This is a genomic window from Streptomyces albidicamelliae, assembly GCF_025642175.1.
Taxonomy (GTDB): Bacteria; Actinomycetota; Actinomycetes; order Streptomycetales; family Streptomycetaceae; genus Streptomyces; species Streptomyces albidocamelliae.
Genome location: NZ_CP106795.1, coordinates 51,861 through 68,743, shown reverse-complemented (window position 1 = coordinate 68,743; position 16,883 = coordinate 51,861). Strand labels below are relative to the sequence as shown.

Genomic DNA, 16,883 nt, shown 5'->3' with positions numbered 1-16,883 from the left:
GCACGACGAACCGGCCCTGCGCGGCTGGGCGTTCACCACACCCGGCCGGCCTAGTCATCGCTAACCCCAGCACCCTCGACCCGGCCGTCGACTTCGCACGCATGGCTGGAACAGGCACAGCGCGTCCATGCTGTGGGTTCTGGTTACGAGCGTGACCCTGCCGGAACCGCTGAACGGATTCATCGAGGACCAAGGGCCCTGCCCGAGCGCGACGAGTACATGGTCCGCCTCGAACGCTTCCTCACCGGCCTCCTCGCATCCCAGCAGGTCCCCGAACAACGCAAAGTGCTGCACCGGCACACGATCTGGCACCTGGTCCGGCGGCTTCGCCGACGCAACAACGGCCGCCTCATCATCCCCCAGCAGTTCATGTCCGCACGTCAACGCACCCACGCGGCCGTCGCCTTCCTGAACTGGCTCACAACCCACGACTGAACCCTGGAGACCTGCCGGCAGGCCGACCTCGACCGGTGGCTCACCGACGACTTGGCTACCTATCGCCAGACGGCCGGCCACTTCATCCGCCGGGCCCGCACCAACAACCTCACCACGGTCCATGTCCCAGCCGTCCGCTGGAACGGCCCCACCCAGCCCGCCGACCACGAACACCGCTGGAACACCGCACGCCGGCTCCTGCACGACGACACCCTCAAGCCCGAAGACCGCCTCGCCGGGCTGCTTCTCCTCCTCTATGCCCAAAGGCCCTCGGCACTCCACCGGTTGCCCACAGAGGACGTTGAGGTCGGCGCTCAGGAGGTACGTCTTCACCTCGGCAATGCACCCGTTCAGCTGCCCGAGCCCGTGGCCCAGCTGGCCCGCACTCTCGCTGCGAACCGCAAGGGGCACGCGACCATCGGCGCCCTGGTGCCGTCTCCATGGCTCTTCCCCGGTGGTCGGCCCGGACGCCCGATCAGCACCACACAGCTGACCCAGCGCCTGAACCAGCTCGAGATCCGGCCCAACCAGGCCCGCAGCACCGGCTTCCAACTCGCCACCGAGATCCCCGCCGCGATCCTCGCCCGCACCCTCGGCATCCACACCGACGTCGCCGTCGCCTGGCAGCGGATCTCCACCGGTGACTGGACGAACTACGCCGCCGAGATCAGCCAATGAGCCCCCCGATCGCACCAGCTAGGAAGAGACGTAGGTGACCCCCGATGATCAGCGCAGCACGAGAAGCAGCAGTACTGCGGCTTCCATCCGCAGTGGCGGCATCACCGGGTCGGTATCACCGGTGGATTGCCCAGCTCGTTGATAAGACGCCGGTACGTTTCGAAGGCCGGCTTGGGGGTGTAGTCGTCGCGCAGAAGACCGAAGCGGTGGAAGAGCCCCTCTCCGGTACTGTCGGCGTCTCGCAGGGCGAAGAACGAGTATCCGTCGATATGCAGGTCGGCGGCGAGGGCGGTCACGGTCCGGACGACGGTTTCCAGGACCGCGGCTTGTTGCTGCTCGCTGCGGCCGGGGCCGGTGGGCCAGCCGTTCTCGCAGATGCGTATCGCGACGCTGTCGGGGATACCGGCCTTCCTCAGGTCGGAGCGCCGGAACGCGGTAAGGACCGCGGTGACCGCTTCCGCCAACTGCTCGGCGGCGATGGGACGGAACACGTCCGGGAAGAAGTCCAGGCCGACGTAGTCCAGACTCTGCCGGAAGCGGTCGTCGGCCAGGGCGGCGAGCTCGGACCAGAAGGTGTCGGCCGGATTGAAGGTCGGCACGGCGTTGAAGCCGACCGCCAGGCTGTGGCCCAGAGCCCGGGCCTCCTGCTTGGCCGCGATAACCCCCTCGACGAGCGCGTTCAGGACGTTGGGGATGCTGCCGTCGACCACGGGCAGGTCGGCGTTGGGCTCTTCGCAGATCTGGACGGATGCCAGGTGCGGCTCACCGGTGCGGACGGCTTCGCGGACAAACTCCAGCCACCCCTCCAACTCGCCGGACGGCTCACGGAACTGCAACACGAGGTCCAGCTTGCGGCCCCGCTGTAGATACGTCTCGGGGTCGGCGGGCGTGGGCGGTTCCAGCGGCGTCACGGTGGCGGCGAACGACTGGTACGCGCGCACCAACAGGGTGGCCGTGTCGCCTTGGAGCGCGTCAAGCGCCTCGGTGATGCGGTCCGGCAGGTCCGGGCGGACCGGGCGGACGATGCCCTGGTCGTCACCCAGGATCCCACCGGGATAGATGCCAAAGTGCAGGGTCATGCCTGTCCCACCCCGAAAATCTTGGTGTCACTGCAAATTTGTGGTGACACTATCATTTGGGCATGGGCCTTCGAGAGATCAAAAAGCAGCAGACCCGCACGGCGATCGCTGGCGCGGCGCTGCCCCTCTTCCTGAAGCACGGCTTCGACCAGGTCACGGTCGCCGAGGTGGCACGGCAAGCAGGCGTCTCCACCAACACCGTGTTCAACTACTTCCCCACCAAGGAAGATCTCTTCTTCGACCGCCAGGCAGAGGTGGAGGGCCATCTCGGCGCACTGGTACGCAACCGTGCACCCGGCACCTGCCCAGTGGAGACCATCTGCAACGACCTGCTGGCCGCCCTGCGGCACGACGACCCCACGATCGGGCTGCACCCTGACGCGCCCCGGTTCTGGCAGGTCATCCACGACAGCGCGGCACTGCGCGCACGCGAACGCGAGATCAGCGAACGCGCCGAGACCGCGCTGACGACCGCCCTGGCCGAACATCCGCCGAACACCGCCAACGGACCGGATCCGGCCGACCACCCGATGCCCGCACTCCTCGCAGGCGCCATCGCCGGCACACACCGGGCAGCCCTGCGCGAACTACAACGACGCATCCTGTCCGGCGAATCACCCACAGACGCCCGCGACAGGGTCGCCACCGCGGCATTCCAGGCATTCAACCTGCTCTGCTCCGGACTCCACGCCGACGCCAACCAGACGTCGCAAGAGCTACGGCTCCCACAGTAACCCCGCAGCCCAGCCGAGGCATTCAGACAGTTCCAATACCAGACGTCACCATTGGTCTCCCTGCAACGGAAACGCGAAGCCGTCTCCAAACTCAGCGCCCACGTCGTCGACCACCAGGGCCTGCCCCGCCCCGCGACGCCTGTCCTCTACGAACTGCGATCGGTGGCCGTCCCCTACGGAGGCTGCACCGAGCCGAGCAACGTCAAAGCCGGCGGCAGCTCCTGCCCGATCCGCTTCCAGTGCGCCGGCTGCGGCTTCTACCGCCCCGACCCCTCCTACCTGTCCGCCATCGAGCAGCACACCAACGAACCGCGCGCCGACCGCAAAACCGCCCAGGCCATGGACGCCGCCGAATTCGTCATCACCGCACTGACCGCTCAGATCACCGCCTTCGAACAGGTCACCGACCGCATGCGGCGCAGCCTGGCGCTCCTGCCCGCAGCCGAGCGAGCCGAGATCGAAGAAGCCTCCGCCGTCCTGCGCAGAGCCCGCGCCGGAGTCTGCCGGCGCGGGCTGCCAGGCGCCGCCGACGGCTCCTCGGTACAGCCCAACGCATGCCGCGCGTGTTGCGGGCCGCGCGTGCCGCGCACTCGCGCGCCCCACGCGCGGTGGGTCCATCTGCTTTCGCACCGGGGCGGTAGTGGCGTGCTGCGGTGTCCTCGCTGACCTCCAGGGCGGCTGCGATCGCTGCCCAACCGCTGCCCAACCGCTGCCGGCCGCCCGGCCGGCGGCCACCGCGGCCGCCATCGCCTCGTGCGCGGCGTTCAGCAGCTCCAGGGCGGCGCGGGTGTAGGAGGCGGCGGGACGCCCCCGGTCCGGACGAGGCTGGTCCCAGGCCGGCTGCGCCCACCTCGGTTTGGCCGCCTCCTCGTCGAGGACAGCCGCCAGGCGCCTCGCCTCGCGCGCCACCGTGTACGCCGCGGACCGCAGCCGGTGCCGGTCCTCGCCCGTGGCGTCCAGCCGCGCCTCCTGGCGGACCAGGCCGCGCTCCAGGCGGTCGCAGAAGCGGCGGTAGCGGCCCCGGCAGCGTTCCGAGCAGTACCGCCTCGACCGCCCACCGAGTGCGCCGGCCTTTGCGAGCTGCTCGTTGCACCCGGGCCCCAGGCAGCCTGCCCAATGGCGATCTCGTGGAAGTGATCGTGGTGGGACAGCGATCCGGTGTTCCCTGGCCCAGGCGGCCGATCCGCCCAAAGATCTCACGGCGTACGCGAACGGTCTTCATCCGGGCGCTCGGTACCGGCTTGTCTTCAACGACCAGCAGTACGCGGTACTCGTCCGAACCCGCTTGAGCTGAGCAGGACCTCGCCACTACTACTGCCTTCGCGGGCGCCTTGGGCCGTGCAGGCAGTGACTCCATGCCGAGCGCCGCCAGGCGCTCGCGCTGCCTCTCGGCCAGGCCCTGCCACACCACATCCTGGCGCTGCCGCTCAAGCCACCGCCCGACGTCCACGCTGTCCATGGTCACCCCCGGGACGATCTCGCTCACGGTGGAGCCGGGCGCGAGCAGCTGCCCCCCAGTGGTCCTACGGCCGATGTACTGCAGGCGGCCAGCCGTGTCCTTGCGGCCCAGCAGCTGCGTGCGGGGCGCGGCAAGCGACCCGGCGACCGCGCCGATCACGGCCTCCGTGGTGACCCGCGTCTACTGGTGAAGCAGCAGTACTCCAGTGCTGCGCTATTCACTGCTGGGGCAGAGCCCGCCATTGGATGCTGGTGGCCGAACTCGGAACGCGATCCCGGCGATGGTGGCGGCCTTGATCCGGCGGATCTCGTCGCGGCCGTGCGCGGTGGCCCGCGTCTTGTTCAGGAGTGGCACATCCCGCCATGGCAGGGCCTTCAGCCACTGGTGCAGGGTGGGCTGATTGCCCTTGATCAGCGCGAGGTAGTGGGCGTGCTTGTCCTCGACGATGAAGCGCGCGTGGGCGGTCTGCGAGTGGAGGGCGTCGAAGGTGACCACCGTGCCGTGCAGGTTGAGCGGGGCAAGCAGGGGCTGGCAGACGGTGATCTCGTTGGTCGTGGCGTCTACCTCGCGCTGGGCGGTGACCAGACCGGTCCCCGTCATCGCGGCGAGCAGATGGACCTGGGTGCCGTCGGTGCGGCGGGCACCGCGCACGGTCTTGCCGTCCGCGGCGAGGGAGGGCAGGGGCCGCCGGTCGCTGTCGTTCTCCTCCTGGCCGGCGGCGCGTTCGCGCCCGGCGAGCCAACTTCCGACGGCTGTATCCAGCGCGTCGCCGTCGATGCGTTGGAGGACACGACGCACGGTGGCCGGGGCGACGGGGCCGCGGTCCGGCTCCCGATATGGGCCACAGAGCCGGGCCAGGACGTTGGGCGGGGCGTCGGCGGCCCACTCCGCGATCGCGGCCAGGGACTTTGCTCCGGCCAGGACCGCGCACGCGGCCAGGGAGAGGACGAAGGCGAGCGAGTGGCGTCGGGGCCCTGGTCCCGGCGGGGATCGGGCACCTGAGCCAGGCAGGTCAGCATGCCGGGGAGGTCATCGGGGACGGTCGGCGCGGTGTCGGCGAGTTGGCCCGGATGCACCGCCGGAACGACGCCGCCCTGCCCGCGTACCCCGTCGGTCACCGTCATCGTGGCGCCGACGGGAAACGCCCGTCACCCGCGAGCGGAGTGCGACGTCAGTGGATGCGGTGCTTCCGCCAGAAGGGGCCGAGGTCCCTGTGCGTCATCGACTGTGCGGCCTTCTTGAAGCCGGCGGTGGTGGAGACGCCGTACCAGTGGTCGTGCGCGTACTTCTTGATCAGGCGCGCCATGGTGCCGGCCCCGAGGACGTGCTCCAGGTCGGCCAGGACGCAAGGGCCGATCCCGTACACGACCTGGAAGTACTCGCCACGGTGTGTAGACCAGTAGGCCATCGAGTTGGTGAGCGCGGCGGTGGCGCTCGGCCAGGAGTCGTCCGGCGAGCATTCGAACCCGTCCCAGCGGTAGTAGCGCGCGTTGGCGTACTGAGCGAAACTCTCGTCCAGCCAGGGTGAGTTGTACTCGTCATTGCCCACGACGCCGTACCACCATTGGTGGGCGATCTCATGGACGGTGGCGCCGCCCTCCTCCTCGGTGCCGAGGATGACCAGGCCGGGGTACTCCATGCCGCCGGCGAACCCGGGGGTCATCACGAGGTCTATCTCGCCGTACGGATAGCGGCCGAACTCCCTGCCGAACCGGTCGATGGCGGCGACGCCGTCCTTGCGGTTGAGGCGGACACCGGCGGCGGGCGTGTTCGGCGACCAGTACGACTTCACGCGCACGCCGTCGGGCGAGGTCTGGGTCGCGGTGCGGAACGGGCCCGCTGCCCATGCGAAGTCCCGCATCCGCTTGGCAACGCTGTGGGTGACCGTACGCCCGGTACCGCCGGGGCGGGTCCATGTGCTGCCGGTCGCCGGGACCTTGAGGGCGGACGGGTGGTCGAGACGCACCCGGAAGTCGCTCGCCAGGGTGTAGAAGCTCTCGCCGTACGACACATACGGATCGAGGTGCCACCCCCTCGCGTCGTGCACGGCGAGGACCGGCAGCGCGTTGCCCAGGAAGCGGAACGCGCCTTCGCGGCCGAAGCGGTTGTTGCGTGCGGGCACGGTGAGGGCCACGTGGAAGGAGACGGCCGTCCGCTCACCGTGTGCGAGCGGCCTCGGCAGAGCGATGCGCAGCGCCGTGCACTTCGCGCCGGGGCGGCCCGGAGTGCCGCCGCGCACGTGGAAGACGCGGACGGGGGACGGCCTTCCGGATGTCCCGCAGCCGTCCTCGCCATTGCCCCACAGGCGTATGTACACCTCACGCAGGGGCCGGCTGGAGGCGTTGCGGAAGGACACCGTCTGTCGGCCCGCCCAGTGGGAGCCGTCGGCGTCGGCGCGCAGCTTCACGTCGTAGCTGGGGCGGTCGGGCGTCGCGGGTTCGGCCGCTCTCACCGCGGCGCCGGGCGCCGGGCCGGACGGCGTGCCGGCCTCGGCCACGGTGGAGCCTGCTGTCGCGAGCAGCGCGAGCAGGGCGACCAGCAGACGGCGACCGGTTCTTGAGGGGCCCATGGGCGACGAAGGCATGGCAGACGACATGCCAGCGGATCTTGTCACAGGGTTCCCCACGGCCGACACAGGCCCGCGCGAAGAGGGGAGGTCGGCTCCGCTTCAACCATTATCCCCGCAGCTCAAATCTTGCTCAGAGAATAGCTGATCGTGGCCCACAAGATCACGTCAAGGGTAACGTTCTCCATGTCGCCGCCTTTGGGGAATGGGGCGGAATTATCGTGGGGGAATTCACATGTATCGGGGAACCGCAACCTCGCTCGTTGCTGTCATTTTGAGCCTGGGCTTCCTGGGGGCTGGCGCCGCTCACGCCGAGCCCATAGATGACAGCGCTGGTGTTGGCGTTGCAGCCGAAGACACTGACAGCGGCTTGTTCACACCGACGGACAACACCATTGTGAAGCGGAGCGTTGCCGTGGACGAGGGAACCGGCAGCGTCGGTGCCGACGACCCCGACGGAATCGTCTCCGGTGGAGCCGGCTCCTGGGTCAAGGCAACTGGACGCAGGTATCTCGGCGAGCAGTGCGGCACCAGCAAAATCGGGAGCACCTCTGGCCACGGGGCAACCACTCTGACCCTGTCAGTGAAGAAGTCCGTCGCTACGAAGTGGAGCGCGACCGCCGCAATCACTACCGGCGCGGTCAGCGCGGGGATGGGCTTCGATGTGACCAAGACGTACGAGGTCACGGACCAGAGCGCCTACCCCGTCCCGAAGAAGAAGTTCGGAGTGATCGAAGCGTACCCGCTGTACGACGTGTACGGATTCAACGAGAGCAGCCGAGCTGACGGCAAGAAGATCGGTACTGGTAAGGTCACCAAGCCCGTCGGCGTGTGCTTCAACCAGTGGCTCAGCTAGCAGGCCTTGACGCAGTTGAGAGAAAAGGGGAGGCGTACGAGTGGCGAGCCGTGCAACCCAACATCTTGTCGTGACGGTCGTTGTCTCCCTGACTGCTCTCGCCTGCTCACCATCTCCGGACGGGGCGACGCATCCCGCCCGGAGTGAGGCATCGCAGGCCGCACCGCTCAAAGCTCTGCCCAAGATCAACATGGCAGGTCAGATAGCCAACATCGCCACGCCTGTACTCTCTCAGGTGAGCGGTCGCCTTATTGCGCAGGTTCGCAGCGGCCCGGACTATCTCCTTGCCTATACCACCGGGAAAAAGTGCGGACTTCTCGCGCTTCGCCCTGGCAGCCCGAATCCTGTGCAGATCAACATTACGGAAAATTGGCCCGCCGCTAAGGAGACCGGGCACGGTAATCTGCCGGGTGGCCCCTATCTGATCGCGACAGCCCCCTCCGCAACGACGGGCGGCTACGTAAAACTTCACTGTGGCGCGCATAGTGAAGTAGTTGAGTACTCGGTGCGCTCCGATGAGACGCATACCGCAAAACCAAGTACAGTCGGGTCAATCTCCGTCGTATCGAGCACCGGCCAAGAGCCGCTCGTCGTTGCCATCGGTAGCTCCGGCAGCCGCGATGCGCTCGCACGTCACTTCGGAATGAAGTGACAAGGCCCTACGCACCTTCACCCTCGCCCATGACATGGATGACGACCGGGCCGTGCCGTTCAGCCAAGCGTGCCACCGTCCGCAACGGCCGTCGAAGATGAGCCGTTGCGCGCAGGGGGCGGTGAATCACGAGTTGAAGCAGAGCGAGAACCACCTGATCTAGCCGTTTCCTTCAGATCATCGGATCGTTGGTTGATGTGTGTCGTTGACTACACCCAGTGGGCCCGCATTGAGCCGCTGTTGCCGGATCGGACGCCAAACGGGGTGTGCGGTGGCGTGATCACCGGCAGGTGATCGAGGCGATCGCGTTCAAGTACCGCCCCCGGACGCCTTGGATGGACCTGTCCGAACACTTCGGTTCGTGGAAGGGCGCCCGGCTGCGGATGTGGGCGGCCGACGGCACCTGGGAGAAGATTTTCACCGCCCTGCACACCGAGGCTGACGCCGACGGCGACCTGGAGTGGGTCGTCGCGGTCCATTCGACGATCGTGCGGGCTCATCAGCCCGCTGCCGGGGCCCGTCAGAAGGGGCCCCGGCCAGCGAGCCGACCGACCATGCCCTCGGACGGCCCCGCGGCGGGCTGACCTCGCCGCCGACGGCCGCGGCCGACGGGGTCGAGACGCGCCCATGGCGTCGACGTCCTCATCGCAGAAGCTGGATCGCCGGAGCGCTGCGACCGATGCGCAGTGCGCTGACCTGCATGGTCAGGTCTGTGGTCGGGGTGGCCAGCAGCCGTGGTCGGGGCGGTGCCGCGCAGCGCCGAGATGGCACTGCGCGCGGCTTGCGCATCCCAGTTGCTGTTGGCAGCAACATCGGCTGGGACATGCGCCGTGTCTTCCGCGACCACGGTGTCGATGACCTCGTGGACGCCTTCTTCCTCTCCTTCGAGTGCGGGGTGAAGAAGCCCGATCCCCGGATCTTCCAGATGGCGTGCGACAAGCTCGGAGTGGCGCCCGGCGATGCGCTCATGGTGGGAGACGAGCCTCTTGCGGACGCCGGCGCTGCCATGCTGGGGTGCCGGGTCCACCTAGGCCGTTTCCTTCAGATCATCGGATCGTTGGTTGATGTGTGTCGTTGACTGACGCCCAGTGGGCCCCCATTGAGCCGTTGTTGCCGGATCGGACGCCGAAGCGGGGTGGCCGGTGGCGGGATCACCGGCAGGTGATCGACGCGATCGCGTTCAAGTACCGCACTGGGACACCGTGGATGGACCTGCCCGAACACTTCGGTTCCTGGAAAGGCGCCCACAACCGCCTGCGGAAGTGGGCCGCCGACGGCACCTGGGAGAAAGTCTTCACCGCCCTGCTCGCCGAGGCGGACGCCGAAGGCGACCTGGGCTGGGTCGTCGCGGTCGACTCCACGATCGTGCGAGCTCACCAGCACGCGGCCGGGGCCCGTCAAAAGGGGCCCCGGCCGGCGAGCCGGCCGACCATGCCCTCGGACGCTCCCGCGGCGGGCTGACCACGAAGATCCACCTCGCTGCCGACGGCCGCTGCCGACCGCTCCCCTTCGTCATCACGCCCGGCCAGGCCGGCGACGCACCAGCATTCGAGCAGGTCATGGCCCGAATTCGAGTGCCCCGACGGACAGGCCGCCGCAGGCTGACACCGGAGGCGGTCTTGGCCGACAAGGCGTATTCGTCCCGGGCGATCCGCTATCATCTGCGGCGGCGCGGGATCCGGGCGGTGATCCCGCAACCCGCGGACCAGGCCGCCAACCGCAAGCGGCTCGGCCGCCAAGGTGGCCGCCCGCCAGCCTTCGACCGCGAGGCCTACAAGCAGCGCAACACCGTCGAGCGGTGCATCAACAAGCTCAAGCAGTGGCGCGGCCTGGCCACGCGTTACGACAAAACCGCGACCATCTACCTTGCCGGACTCCACCTCGCCGCCATCTTCATCTGGTCCGCGAGGTGATCCGAAGGAAAGGCCCTAGTCGATCCCTTGCCCGTTGACCAGCGCCCCGGCGCGCTGGCCGAGGTGCTCCAGCTCCTCTGACGTGCCCGACCAAGGCGACTTTCGGCGCGATGCTGAGGGCCGGCGACCGAATGGCCATCCTGACCCGGGCCTTGCCATCCTGACCCGGGCCTGAACTGTCTCGTCATACTGGTGGAGCCAGATCAACTTGGTACATCGGTGGAGCCACGAAACGCTGGTGCGCTGGTGCCCAAAGAAGTGCTTACAAACAACCACGAGACCCTCGACCTCACCCACTCCAGCAGCGACGGCCCACCCCTGATCACCCTCCTGCGCACCGCCGACACCGACGGCGCCACCCGCTGCCTGCTCCACCTCACCCACACCGCCACCGCCCTTCACCTCACCCTCACCACCGAATAAGCCCCCCGCCCCCACCGCCTCTGCGGCCGTGTCCCTGCCTGCCGCCGGGACGCGGCCTCACCCCTCGCCCCGCAACCACGCCAGCCCGGGCGCCGCGCCCCGCGCCCGCCCCGCAGCCCGAGCGCCCCGCCGCAGCCCTGCCCCGCTGCGGCCGCGTCTCGCCGCGGGGCCGGGGCTCCTCGCCGCGCTGCAGTCGCAGGGGGCGGGAGATGAGCGGCGGGGGAGGGATCCCCTCCCTGGTGTTCCGCGAGGAAGCTGGACGTCGGCCCGAGACGCGCCAGTAGGCTGCGCTGGCCATGGATACGAACGCCGAACCCGAGCAGAACCGGCACACCACAAACCCTGCTGGTCCGCCGATCCGGCAGCTGTTTCGGGGCGTCATCGCCGACCGCATGCCGGGCCCCGCCCGCCCCAGGCCGCGATGCTGTTCGACGCCGTGGCGGACCTGGTCAAGTCGCTTTGCGAAACCCGCACGGGCTGGACGAATCTTTCCTGGATCGGCGAGGCTCCTGGCTGTTTCCCGTCCGCCATCCCTGAGTGCATGCCGTGCGCTGCGTTGGACGGGTGCTACTGATGACACCTGAACTCGCGGGAGTAACTCATGCGGAAGATCGTCGCCGGGCTGTTCTCGTCTCTGGACGGCGTAGTGGAGGCTCCGGAGACCTGGAGCATGCCCTTCAGCACTGCCGAGACGGGCGCGGCCGTGCTGCGGCTGTTCGAGGACGCCGACACCGCTTTGCTGGGCCGCGGTACCTACGAGCAGTGGAGCGCGTTCTTCCCGTACGCCACCAACGAGCAGGTGCCCACCGCCGAATGGATGAACTCCTCTCCCAAGTACGTCGTTTCCTCGTCACTGACCAGCGTCGAGGAGTGGAAGAACAGCCGGCTGGTTACCGGCGACGACGTCGACGGCCAGATCCGAGCGCTGAAGGAACAGCCCGGCGGCACCATCAACGTCGGCGGAAGCATCACTCTGGTCCAATGGCTCATGCGCAATGGGCTGCTGGACGAGCTCTACCTGCAGATCAACCCCATCGTCGTCGGCAGCGGCCGCACCCTCGCTGACGGCGACCAGATCCCCATGACGCTGGCGTCCAGCCGCACATTCGCCAACGGCGTCATCGAAGCGCATTACACCCTTCGGACCCGCTGAAAGGCAGTGCGCGATCACCGGTGAGCCGCTGCGATGAGGGAGGGCGGGATGACGCGGAGGCCGTCGGTTGATCAAGCCGTGGGGCTCCTTGAAGGCGAGCTGAGGGCGGGGCAGCGCGCGCTCGCCGACCTTGGCACGGAAGACGTCTGGCAGGCTTTCCTCCGCTTCGGCCGACGGCTGTTCGACGTCTCGGAAGCATCTGACGGTGACGGCCTTCTTTTCCAGTACGGAACCTACTCATTCGACGGTTCTCCGACGTTCACGGTCGACCTGACACGGCAGTTCCAGGTATGCGACGCCGATGGTGATCACGACCATTACGTGCAGGTCCACTGCGAGGTCCGCTACGGAACCGGACCTGCCCTGGAAGCCCTGGGAAGCTTCAACTCGTGGTTCTTCCACGATGCTGGTGATGATCTCGAAGAATGGGCCCAAGAGCTGACCGCACTGTCAGCGTGGACAGCGGTCAGAACGCTCACGCCGACCGAGATCAGGGTCTTTCAGGAGCAGGTGTAGTCGCTCAACCGCGCCCCATGGCGCGTTCTCCCGTCCGCCGGGACGGGCGTACGGGTTGCCGATCCGGACTTCGGGAGAAGGCGGCTCCGCCCCGCCGGTGGCGGCGGAGCGGGGCACAGCCAACGGCATCCAGTCCCGAGCCGGGCACCGGCGGGCTGCGCCTGTGAGGCGGCCTCGGCCGCCGGGTGGAGCATCCTCGTCCGGGCCGGGCGGTGAGGAAGCCGTCCGAGGGCTTCGTCAGGCTGGCTCGTGGACGACGAGCTGGTTCCGCTCGCCGTCGAAGATGTCGGCCAGGACGATGGCCTCCTGACGGTGCCCGCTGAACAGACCCTGCCGATCGACGTGCACGGTCAGGACGTCGTGGCTGTCGATCACTTCAGAAATACCGCGCGTGCCGATCGTGTCCGACCATGCATCCAGGTTCCGGCCGAACCATGCCGGAAGCCCGCATGGCTCGCTCACGGCGTCCCAGAAGTCGTCAAGGGTCTCGATCATCTGACCGCGAAGGTCGACGATCAGCTCGCTGTCCGCCATCGCAGCAGAGTAGCCAGACCTCGCTACTGGATACTCCAGCGGTGGGGGTGGCCGGGGTCTTCGGGGCAGGCGAAGATGTTCAGTTCGCCCCAGCGGCCCACGGTGACCTGTGTCGGCGTCGCGTAGGGGTGCGGGGGCCGGTTCTGCTCTTCCATGGGCTTCCAGCTGCCGCTGCCGCCGTCCCATTCCGAGCTGTCGATGGTGAGCAGCAGAGGCATCGAGGCGCCGCAGGTCCGGCAGTTCATGGGCGCTGGGTCGGTGGTGTGCCAGGAGGCGAAACCGCCGACGCGCCACCCCGGTGGGATGGACAGGTCGTACTGGTAGCCCACCGGCGTGGGGGCGTCGTCGTCGGCCGTGTGCTCGGTTTCCTCCTCCAGCGCCTCTTCCCAGGCGTCGATCCGGGCGCACAGCTCCTCCGGGAGGAGGCCGGCGAACGGGTAGGTGGCCACCTGCTCCGGGTGCAGGACGCAGGGCTCGGGTAGGTATCCGTCGAAGCCGACGACCTGCGGCTGCGGCGGCTGTTCCAGCGCGTGGTCGACTTCCCACGACCGGCGCCAGCGCAGGTCGAGCAGCATGCCGTGGCCGGTCGGGCCGTGCGCGTCGAAGGGGCACCAGAACACCTGCAGCAGGTCACAGTCGTCCGGGCCGGCCGGCAAATCGGGGACGTCGCGGCGGTACAGCTGAGCCACGCCGATCAGCGGCAGGGCATCTGCCGGGCCGGCATCCTCGACCCGGTGCTTCTGGCCGAGCCGATCCAGCAGTTGTCGTTCGTCGTCGGTGGGACCGGTGCTCAAGTCCCGCTGCCAGGCGGCGGCCAGGATTTGCCGCTGTTGGTGAATGTCCGCCGGGCGCCGGCCACGCGCGTGGGGGTGTGCCTCGGTGCACACCGGCCAGGGTTCGCCCGCGGGCCACAGCAGCGGACCGCCGACAGAGCTGTCCGCCATCTCCGGCCGTCCCGGGCGCGGATGGAGCCGGGTGGTGGTGCCCCGGTGGGCGGCCAGCTCTGGGAACAGTTCCTCGACATCGAGCGGGCGCGGCGGTGTGGTCCTCGACATGACCGCGACCCTAGACGCCTGCTCACGAGCAGGATGCAGCGCCTTCTACGACAGCCTGCCGATCCGCCGTCAAGGCGCGTTCTCCCAGAGGGCCCGCTCGATGCCGCCGGGCTACGGCCCTCTCCGGGCTGCTCGACGTGGCGCGGGGCTGCCATGATCAGATCATGTCCGTTGACGCCGCCCTCGCAGCACGAGCAGCCCTGCGTGAGCATCTGCGCCGGCACTTCCCCGGCCAGGTCATCGATGAGCTCCCGGGAGTCGAGGGCCCCATCGAGGAGCGCGTGCCCGGATTCCGCGTGTTCCGAGTACGCCCGAACAGCCCGGGCGGCTGGTGGGTCTATGTGACGTCCGGCTGCTGGGCTGCGACCCAGCAGGACGGTCACGGCACGGAGTTCTTCCTCGCGGCGCCACGCGACGAATGGGTGAACCTGGAGAGCGTCTCCATGAACGCCTACTACCACTGCGGACCCAACCACCACCGACTGGATGTCGGACACACCGTCCCCATCGGCCGGCCGTGGCTGGATGACTCCCGCTGCGACCACTACCTGATCAGCCTGCCCTACCCCTACTGCCCCGACTTCGAAGTCTGCGCATGGGACGAAACAGCCCACGCGCAGATTCTCTGGCTGCTGCCGATCACCAAGGCCGAGAAGGACTACCGACGCGAACAGGGCCTCGAGGAACTCGAAACCCTCTTCGACGAGCGAGCGATCAACCCGGTCGATCCACATCGCGCCTCCGTCGTCTGACCACGAGAGGGATCACGCCCCATACACAGGGACTGCCGGCGGCATCCAGTTCTGACCCGGGCCTTCCCCGACGACCTGACGCTGCGCCGTCGTCTGGCCGGGGTGTACCGGCTCTGCGGCGACGTAGCCGAGGCCGGACGCTGGATGTACCTCGAGGAGGACCGCGACGCCGGCGAGAGCGCCGCCTTCGAGGACCGGTACGGGTCTCCCGGGTGGCGGATGAAGGCGCTCGCCTGGCACGGGCCCGAGGGGAAGGCCGCCACCGCCTTCGCGAAGGGGCAGCCGGTCGCGGTGCGGACGCCTGCGCCGAGGAGTTGGGCCACCCCGTCGACTGGGACGACCCCGCCTCCTACCAGGACGGCCTGGGAAGCGAGGGCGAGGAACCCTCCCGGCCGTGGACGGTCGGCGGTGTGCTGGCGGGCACCGGCTGCCTGGTCGCAGCCCTCAGGTTCCTCGCGATCTGGGTGAATGGACTCATTGCCCTCTTCGACTGACTCAGGTGCCGCTTCTACGACCCCGCCGTCCCCGTCGCCCGCCGCACGCCGCCGCCGACGTCCTCGACCGCTCATGACTGCGTGCGCGCAGCCGTGGATCGGCGAAGCGTCCCCAGCCGCTCAACGAGCGCCCGGCGGATGACAAACTGCACCCTGATCCGACCGAGTGCGACCGGTCGCCGGCGGCCGGCACCGGTCCGGCGGACCTCGCGCAAGGCCTCGACCTGCTGCTGGCCGGTGACCGTGCCCTGACTACGGCGGGGCGCTAACCCGATCATTGACCCATGAGACCCGAAGTGCAGACGTTCGTCGCCGACGGCCCGCTTCCGGACTGGGATGCGAACGAGGAAGAGATCGACAGACGTGAACAGCAGCTCCAGGCGATCCCCAGGCCGGTCACTGGAGAGGAAGCCAAGGCACTCGTCTCCTGCTTCGGCCCAGACGACTGCTACGGCGTCGCCTGGACGCTTCTGCACCTCATCGAGACCGGTCCGAACCCTGTCCTAACCACCGGCCCCGGGCCGAACGCCAACGAGTGGCACCAGCGGCTCTACGACCGTGCCGTGAACGGCGGACTCATTCCCTGACCTATCCAGTAGGCACGCCCGCGCACTGCTCGCCATCGGGGCGACGTCACGTCATGTCATCGAGTGCCGATCGTCGGCGCACCCGCTGGTCGCGCCGGAACCCGTGTACACGCCGACGTTCGGGAACAAAGCCACGTGGGCCAGGATGGGCGTGTGACGACCTGGTTCCGCACCTACTACGAGGACGAAGACCTGTGGCTGTACTTCGAGGCCGATGACGAGGGCTGGGCCACGCGTCATGTCGAGGTCCGGGGAACAGACGCGCGGCCGGTGACGGCGGCCTCCCTAGAAGAGGTGCTGCACTTGCGTGACCACGCCGACCCGCCGGCGATGGACCGCTATGAACGGCAGTACGGCGTTCTCGCCGACGCCCCCTTGGACGGCTGGCAGACCCAGCCCCAAGCAGCAGAGATCTCCGCGGAAGAGTTCGAGCAGCTGTGGGCTGACGCACGGCGAATCCTGGGCGGACCAAGCTGACCTGACGCGCTAAGAGGTCCTAACAGAAGCTGTTGATCATGTGAGTCCTGCCCTTGCTTGACAAGATACCGGCGGTTGCCGACGTCGTCGGCCGGCCCAGACACCGGCCCGACGCGCTTCTTGCCGACCGCGGCTACGACCACGACAAGTACCACAGACTGCTGTGGCAGCGCGGCATCCGCCCGGTCATCGGGCATCCCGCTGGGTGGTCGAGCGCACCATCGCCTGGCTGCACGGCTTTCGCCGCCTGCGGATCCGATGGGAGTGACGTGACGACATCCACGAGGCCTTCCTCGGCTCGGCACCTGCCTGATCACCCACCGCCCCGTCCGACGCCTTTGTTAGGACCTCCTACTGACCTTCAAAGCGTGGTGTCGTGAGGGGTCGGCGGGGCGTGATCTCGGTGGTCTGTTCCAACCCAGGCGGTAGGAACTCGATCGCTCTGGCTGTGGTCGTTGCGCTAGAAAGGGCCGGTGACCTTTACTGTTGAGCGAACAGACGCACGCACATGGCCTGATGA

General features: G+C 68.3%; 20 protein-coding genes and 2 pseudogenes. 17 read left to right on the top strand and 5 right to left on the bottom strand.

The genetic code is table 11. The features are described from left to right. Window positions 1-219 precede the first annotated feature (219 nt). Window positions 220-435, top strand: coding sequence for a hypothetical protein (locus N8I86_RS00350; protein WP_263276686.1), 216 nt, complete (start codon window positions 220-222; stop codon window positions 433-435). 51 nt (window positions 436-486) lie between these two features. Next, window positions 487-1,113 (top strand): hypothetical protein, encoded by a 627-nt coding sequence (locus N8I86_RS00345; protein WP_263276685.1) that lies wholly within the window; start codon window positions 487-489, stop codon window positions 1,111-1,113. A 101-nt stretch (window positions 1,114-1,214) separates the two neighbouring features. Here N8I86_RS00345 and N8I86_RS00340 read toward each other — a convergent pair whose 3' ends face one another. Then, entirely contained in the window at window positions 1,215-2,192 is a 978-nt protein-coding gene (locus tag N8I86_RS00340; protein ID WP_263276684.1) for a hypothetical protein, read from the bottom strand. 62 nt (window positions 2,193-2,254) lie between these two features. On the opposite strand from N8I86_RS00340, the gene N8I86_RS00335 reads away from it, so the two are divergent. Further along, the gene (locus N8I86_RS00335) at window positions 2,255-2,926 is read left to right on the top strand and encodes a TetR/AcrR family transcriptional regulator (RefSeq protein ID WP_263276683.1); all 672 of its coding nucleotides are present in this window, start codon (window positions 2,255-2,257) and stop codon (window positions 2,924-2,926) included. Between the two features lie 51 nt (window positions 2,927-2,977). Beyond that, window positions 2,978-3,592 carry a hypothetical protein gene (locus N8I86_RS00330; protein ID WP_263276682.1) on the top strand — a complete coding sequence of 205 codons (615 nt, stop codon included), beginning with the start codon at window positions 2,978-2,980 and terminating at the stop codon, window positions 3,590-3,592. 1,006 nt (window positions 3,593-4,598) lie between these two features. Here N8I86_RS00330 and N8I86_RS00325 read toward each other — a convergent pair. Then, the gene (locus tag N8I86_RS00325) at window positions 4,599-5,306 is read right to left on the bottom strand and encodes an ISAs1 family transposase (protein WP_263280028.1); all 708 of its coding nucleotides are present in this window, start codon (window positions 5,304-5,306) and stop codon (window positions 4,599-4,601) included. Between the two features lie 250 nt (window positions 5,307-5,556). Continuing rightward, entirely contained in the window at window positions 5,557-6,954 is a 1,398-nt protein-coding gene (locus tag N8I86_RS00320) for a M1 family metallopeptidase (protein WP_263276681.1), read from the bottom strand. 232 nt (window positions 6,955-7,186) lie between these two features. Here N8I86_RS00320 and N8I86_RS00315 point away from each other — a divergent pair, with 232 nt between their 5' ends. The 8 genes from N8I86_RS00315 to N8I86_RS00280 all read left to right on the top strand — a co-directional run bounded on the left by N8I86_RS00315 (window position 7,187) and on the right by N8I86_RS00280 (window position 12,464). Next, a complete protein-coding gene (locus N8I86_RS00315; RefSeq protein ID WP_263276680.1) occupies window positions 7,187-7,807 on the top strand; it encodes a hypothetical protein in 621 nt (206 codons plus the stop codon). Window positions 7,808-7,877: 70 nt separating this feature from the next. Continuing rightward, on the top strand, window positions 7,878-8,459 hold the full coding sequence (locus N8I86_RS00310) for a hypothetical protein (RefSeq protein WP_263276679.1): 582 nt from the start codon (window positions 7,878-7,880) through the stop codon (window positions 8,457-8,459). 266 nt (window positions 8,460-8,725) lie between these two features. After that, on the top strand, window positions 8,726-9,043 hold the full coding sequence (locus N8I86_RS00305) for a transposase (RefSeq protein ID WP_263276678.1): 318 nt from the start codon (window positions 8,726-8,728) through the stop codon (window positions 9,041-9,043). Between the two features lie 95 nt (window positions 9,044-9,138). Next, on the top strand, window positions 9,139-9,537 hold the full coding sequence (locus tag N8I86_RS00300) for an HAD family hydrolase (protein WP_404830768.1): 399 nt from the start codon (window positions 9,139-9,141) through the stop codon (window positions 9,535-9,537). After that, window positions 9,528-10,372, top strand: a protein-coding gene (locus N8I86_RS00295) for an IS5 family transposase (protein ID WP_404830767.1) whose coding sequence is annotated in 2 segments (ribosomal slippage) — window positions 9,528-9,858 and window positions 9,858-10,372 — 846 coding nt in all. Because the reading frame shifts where the segments join, the coding sequence is not laid out codon by codon here. Before N8I86_RS00300 ends, N8I86_RS00295 begins: the two co-directional genes overlap by 10 nt. Before the next feature lie 246 nt (window positions 10,373-10,618). Beyond that, window positions 10,619-10,795: a hypothetical protein gene (locus N8I86_RS00290; protein ID WP_263276677.1), complete on the top strand. Its 177-nt coding sequence runs from the start codon at window positions 10,619-10,621 to the stop codon at window positions 10,793-10,795. A gap of 601 nt (window positions 10,796-11,396) precedes the next feature. Continuing rightward, a complete protein-coding gene (locus tag N8I86_RS00285) occupies window positions 11,397-11,948 on the top strand; it encodes a dihydrofolate reductase family protein (protein WP_263276676.1) in 552 nt (183 codons plus the stop codon). A 48-nt stretch (window positions 11,949-11,996) separates the two neighbouring features. Beyond that, entirely contained in the window at window positions 11,997-12,464 is a 468-nt protein-coding gene (locus N8I86_RS00280) for a hypothetical protein (protein ID WP_263276675.1), read from the top strand. A 237-nt stretch (window positions 12,465-12,701) separates the two neighbouring features. On the opposite strand, the gene N8I86_RS00275 is transcribed toward N8I86_RS00280, so the two are convergent. Both N8I86_RS00275 and N8I86_RS00270 read right to left on the bottom strand, forming a co-directional pair. Further along, window positions 12,702-12,998 carry a barstar family protein gene (locus N8I86_RS00275; protein ID WP_263276674.1) on the bottom strand — a complete coding sequence of 99 codons (297 nt, stop codon included), beginning with the start codon at window positions 12,996-12,998 and terminating at the stop codon, window positions 12,702-12,704. A gap of 23 nt (window positions 12,999-13,021) precedes the next feature. Continuing rightward, window positions 13,022-14,053 carry a hypothetical protein gene (locus N8I86_RS00270; protein WP_263276673.1) on the bottom strand — a complete coding sequence of 344 codons (1,032 nt, stop codon included), beginning with the start codon at window positions 14,051-14,053 and terminating at the stop codon, window positions 13,022-13,024. A gap of 164 nt (window positions 14,054-14,217) precedes the next feature. Here N8I86_RS00270 and N8I86_RS00265 point away from each other — a divergent pair, with 164 nt between their 5' ends. From N8I86_RS00265 to N8I86_RS39160, 5 genes and pseudogenes are all read left to right on the top strand, one after another. After that, entirely contained in the window at window positions 14,218-14,805 is a 588-nt protein-coding gene (locus N8I86_RS00265; protein WP_263276672.1) for a suppressor of fused domain protein, read from the top strand. A gap of 102 nt (window positions 14,806-14,907) precedes the next feature. Continuing rightward, window positions 14,908-15,299: pseudogene (locus tag N8I86_RS00260) on the top strand (DUF6584 family protein). Window positions 15,300-15,583: 284 nt separating this feature from the next. Continuing rightward, on the top strand, window positions 15,584-15,886 hold the full coding sequence (locus tag N8I86_RS00255) for a hypothetical protein (protein ID WP_263276671.1): 303 nt from the start codon (window positions 15,584-15,586) through the stop codon (window positions 15,884-15,886). 153 nt (window positions 15,887-16,039) lie between these two features. Then, a complete protein-coding gene (locus tag N8I86_RS00250; RefSeq protein ID WP_263276670.1) occupies window positions 16,040-16,363 on the top strand; it encodes a hypothetical protein in 324 nt (107 codons plus the stop codon). A 44-nt stretch (window positions 16,364-16,407) separates the two neighbouring features. After that, window positions 16,408-16,708: pseudogene (locus N8I86_RS39160) on the top strand (transposase); the annotation flags it as partial. Window positions 16,709-16,883 lie beyond the last annotated feature (175 nt).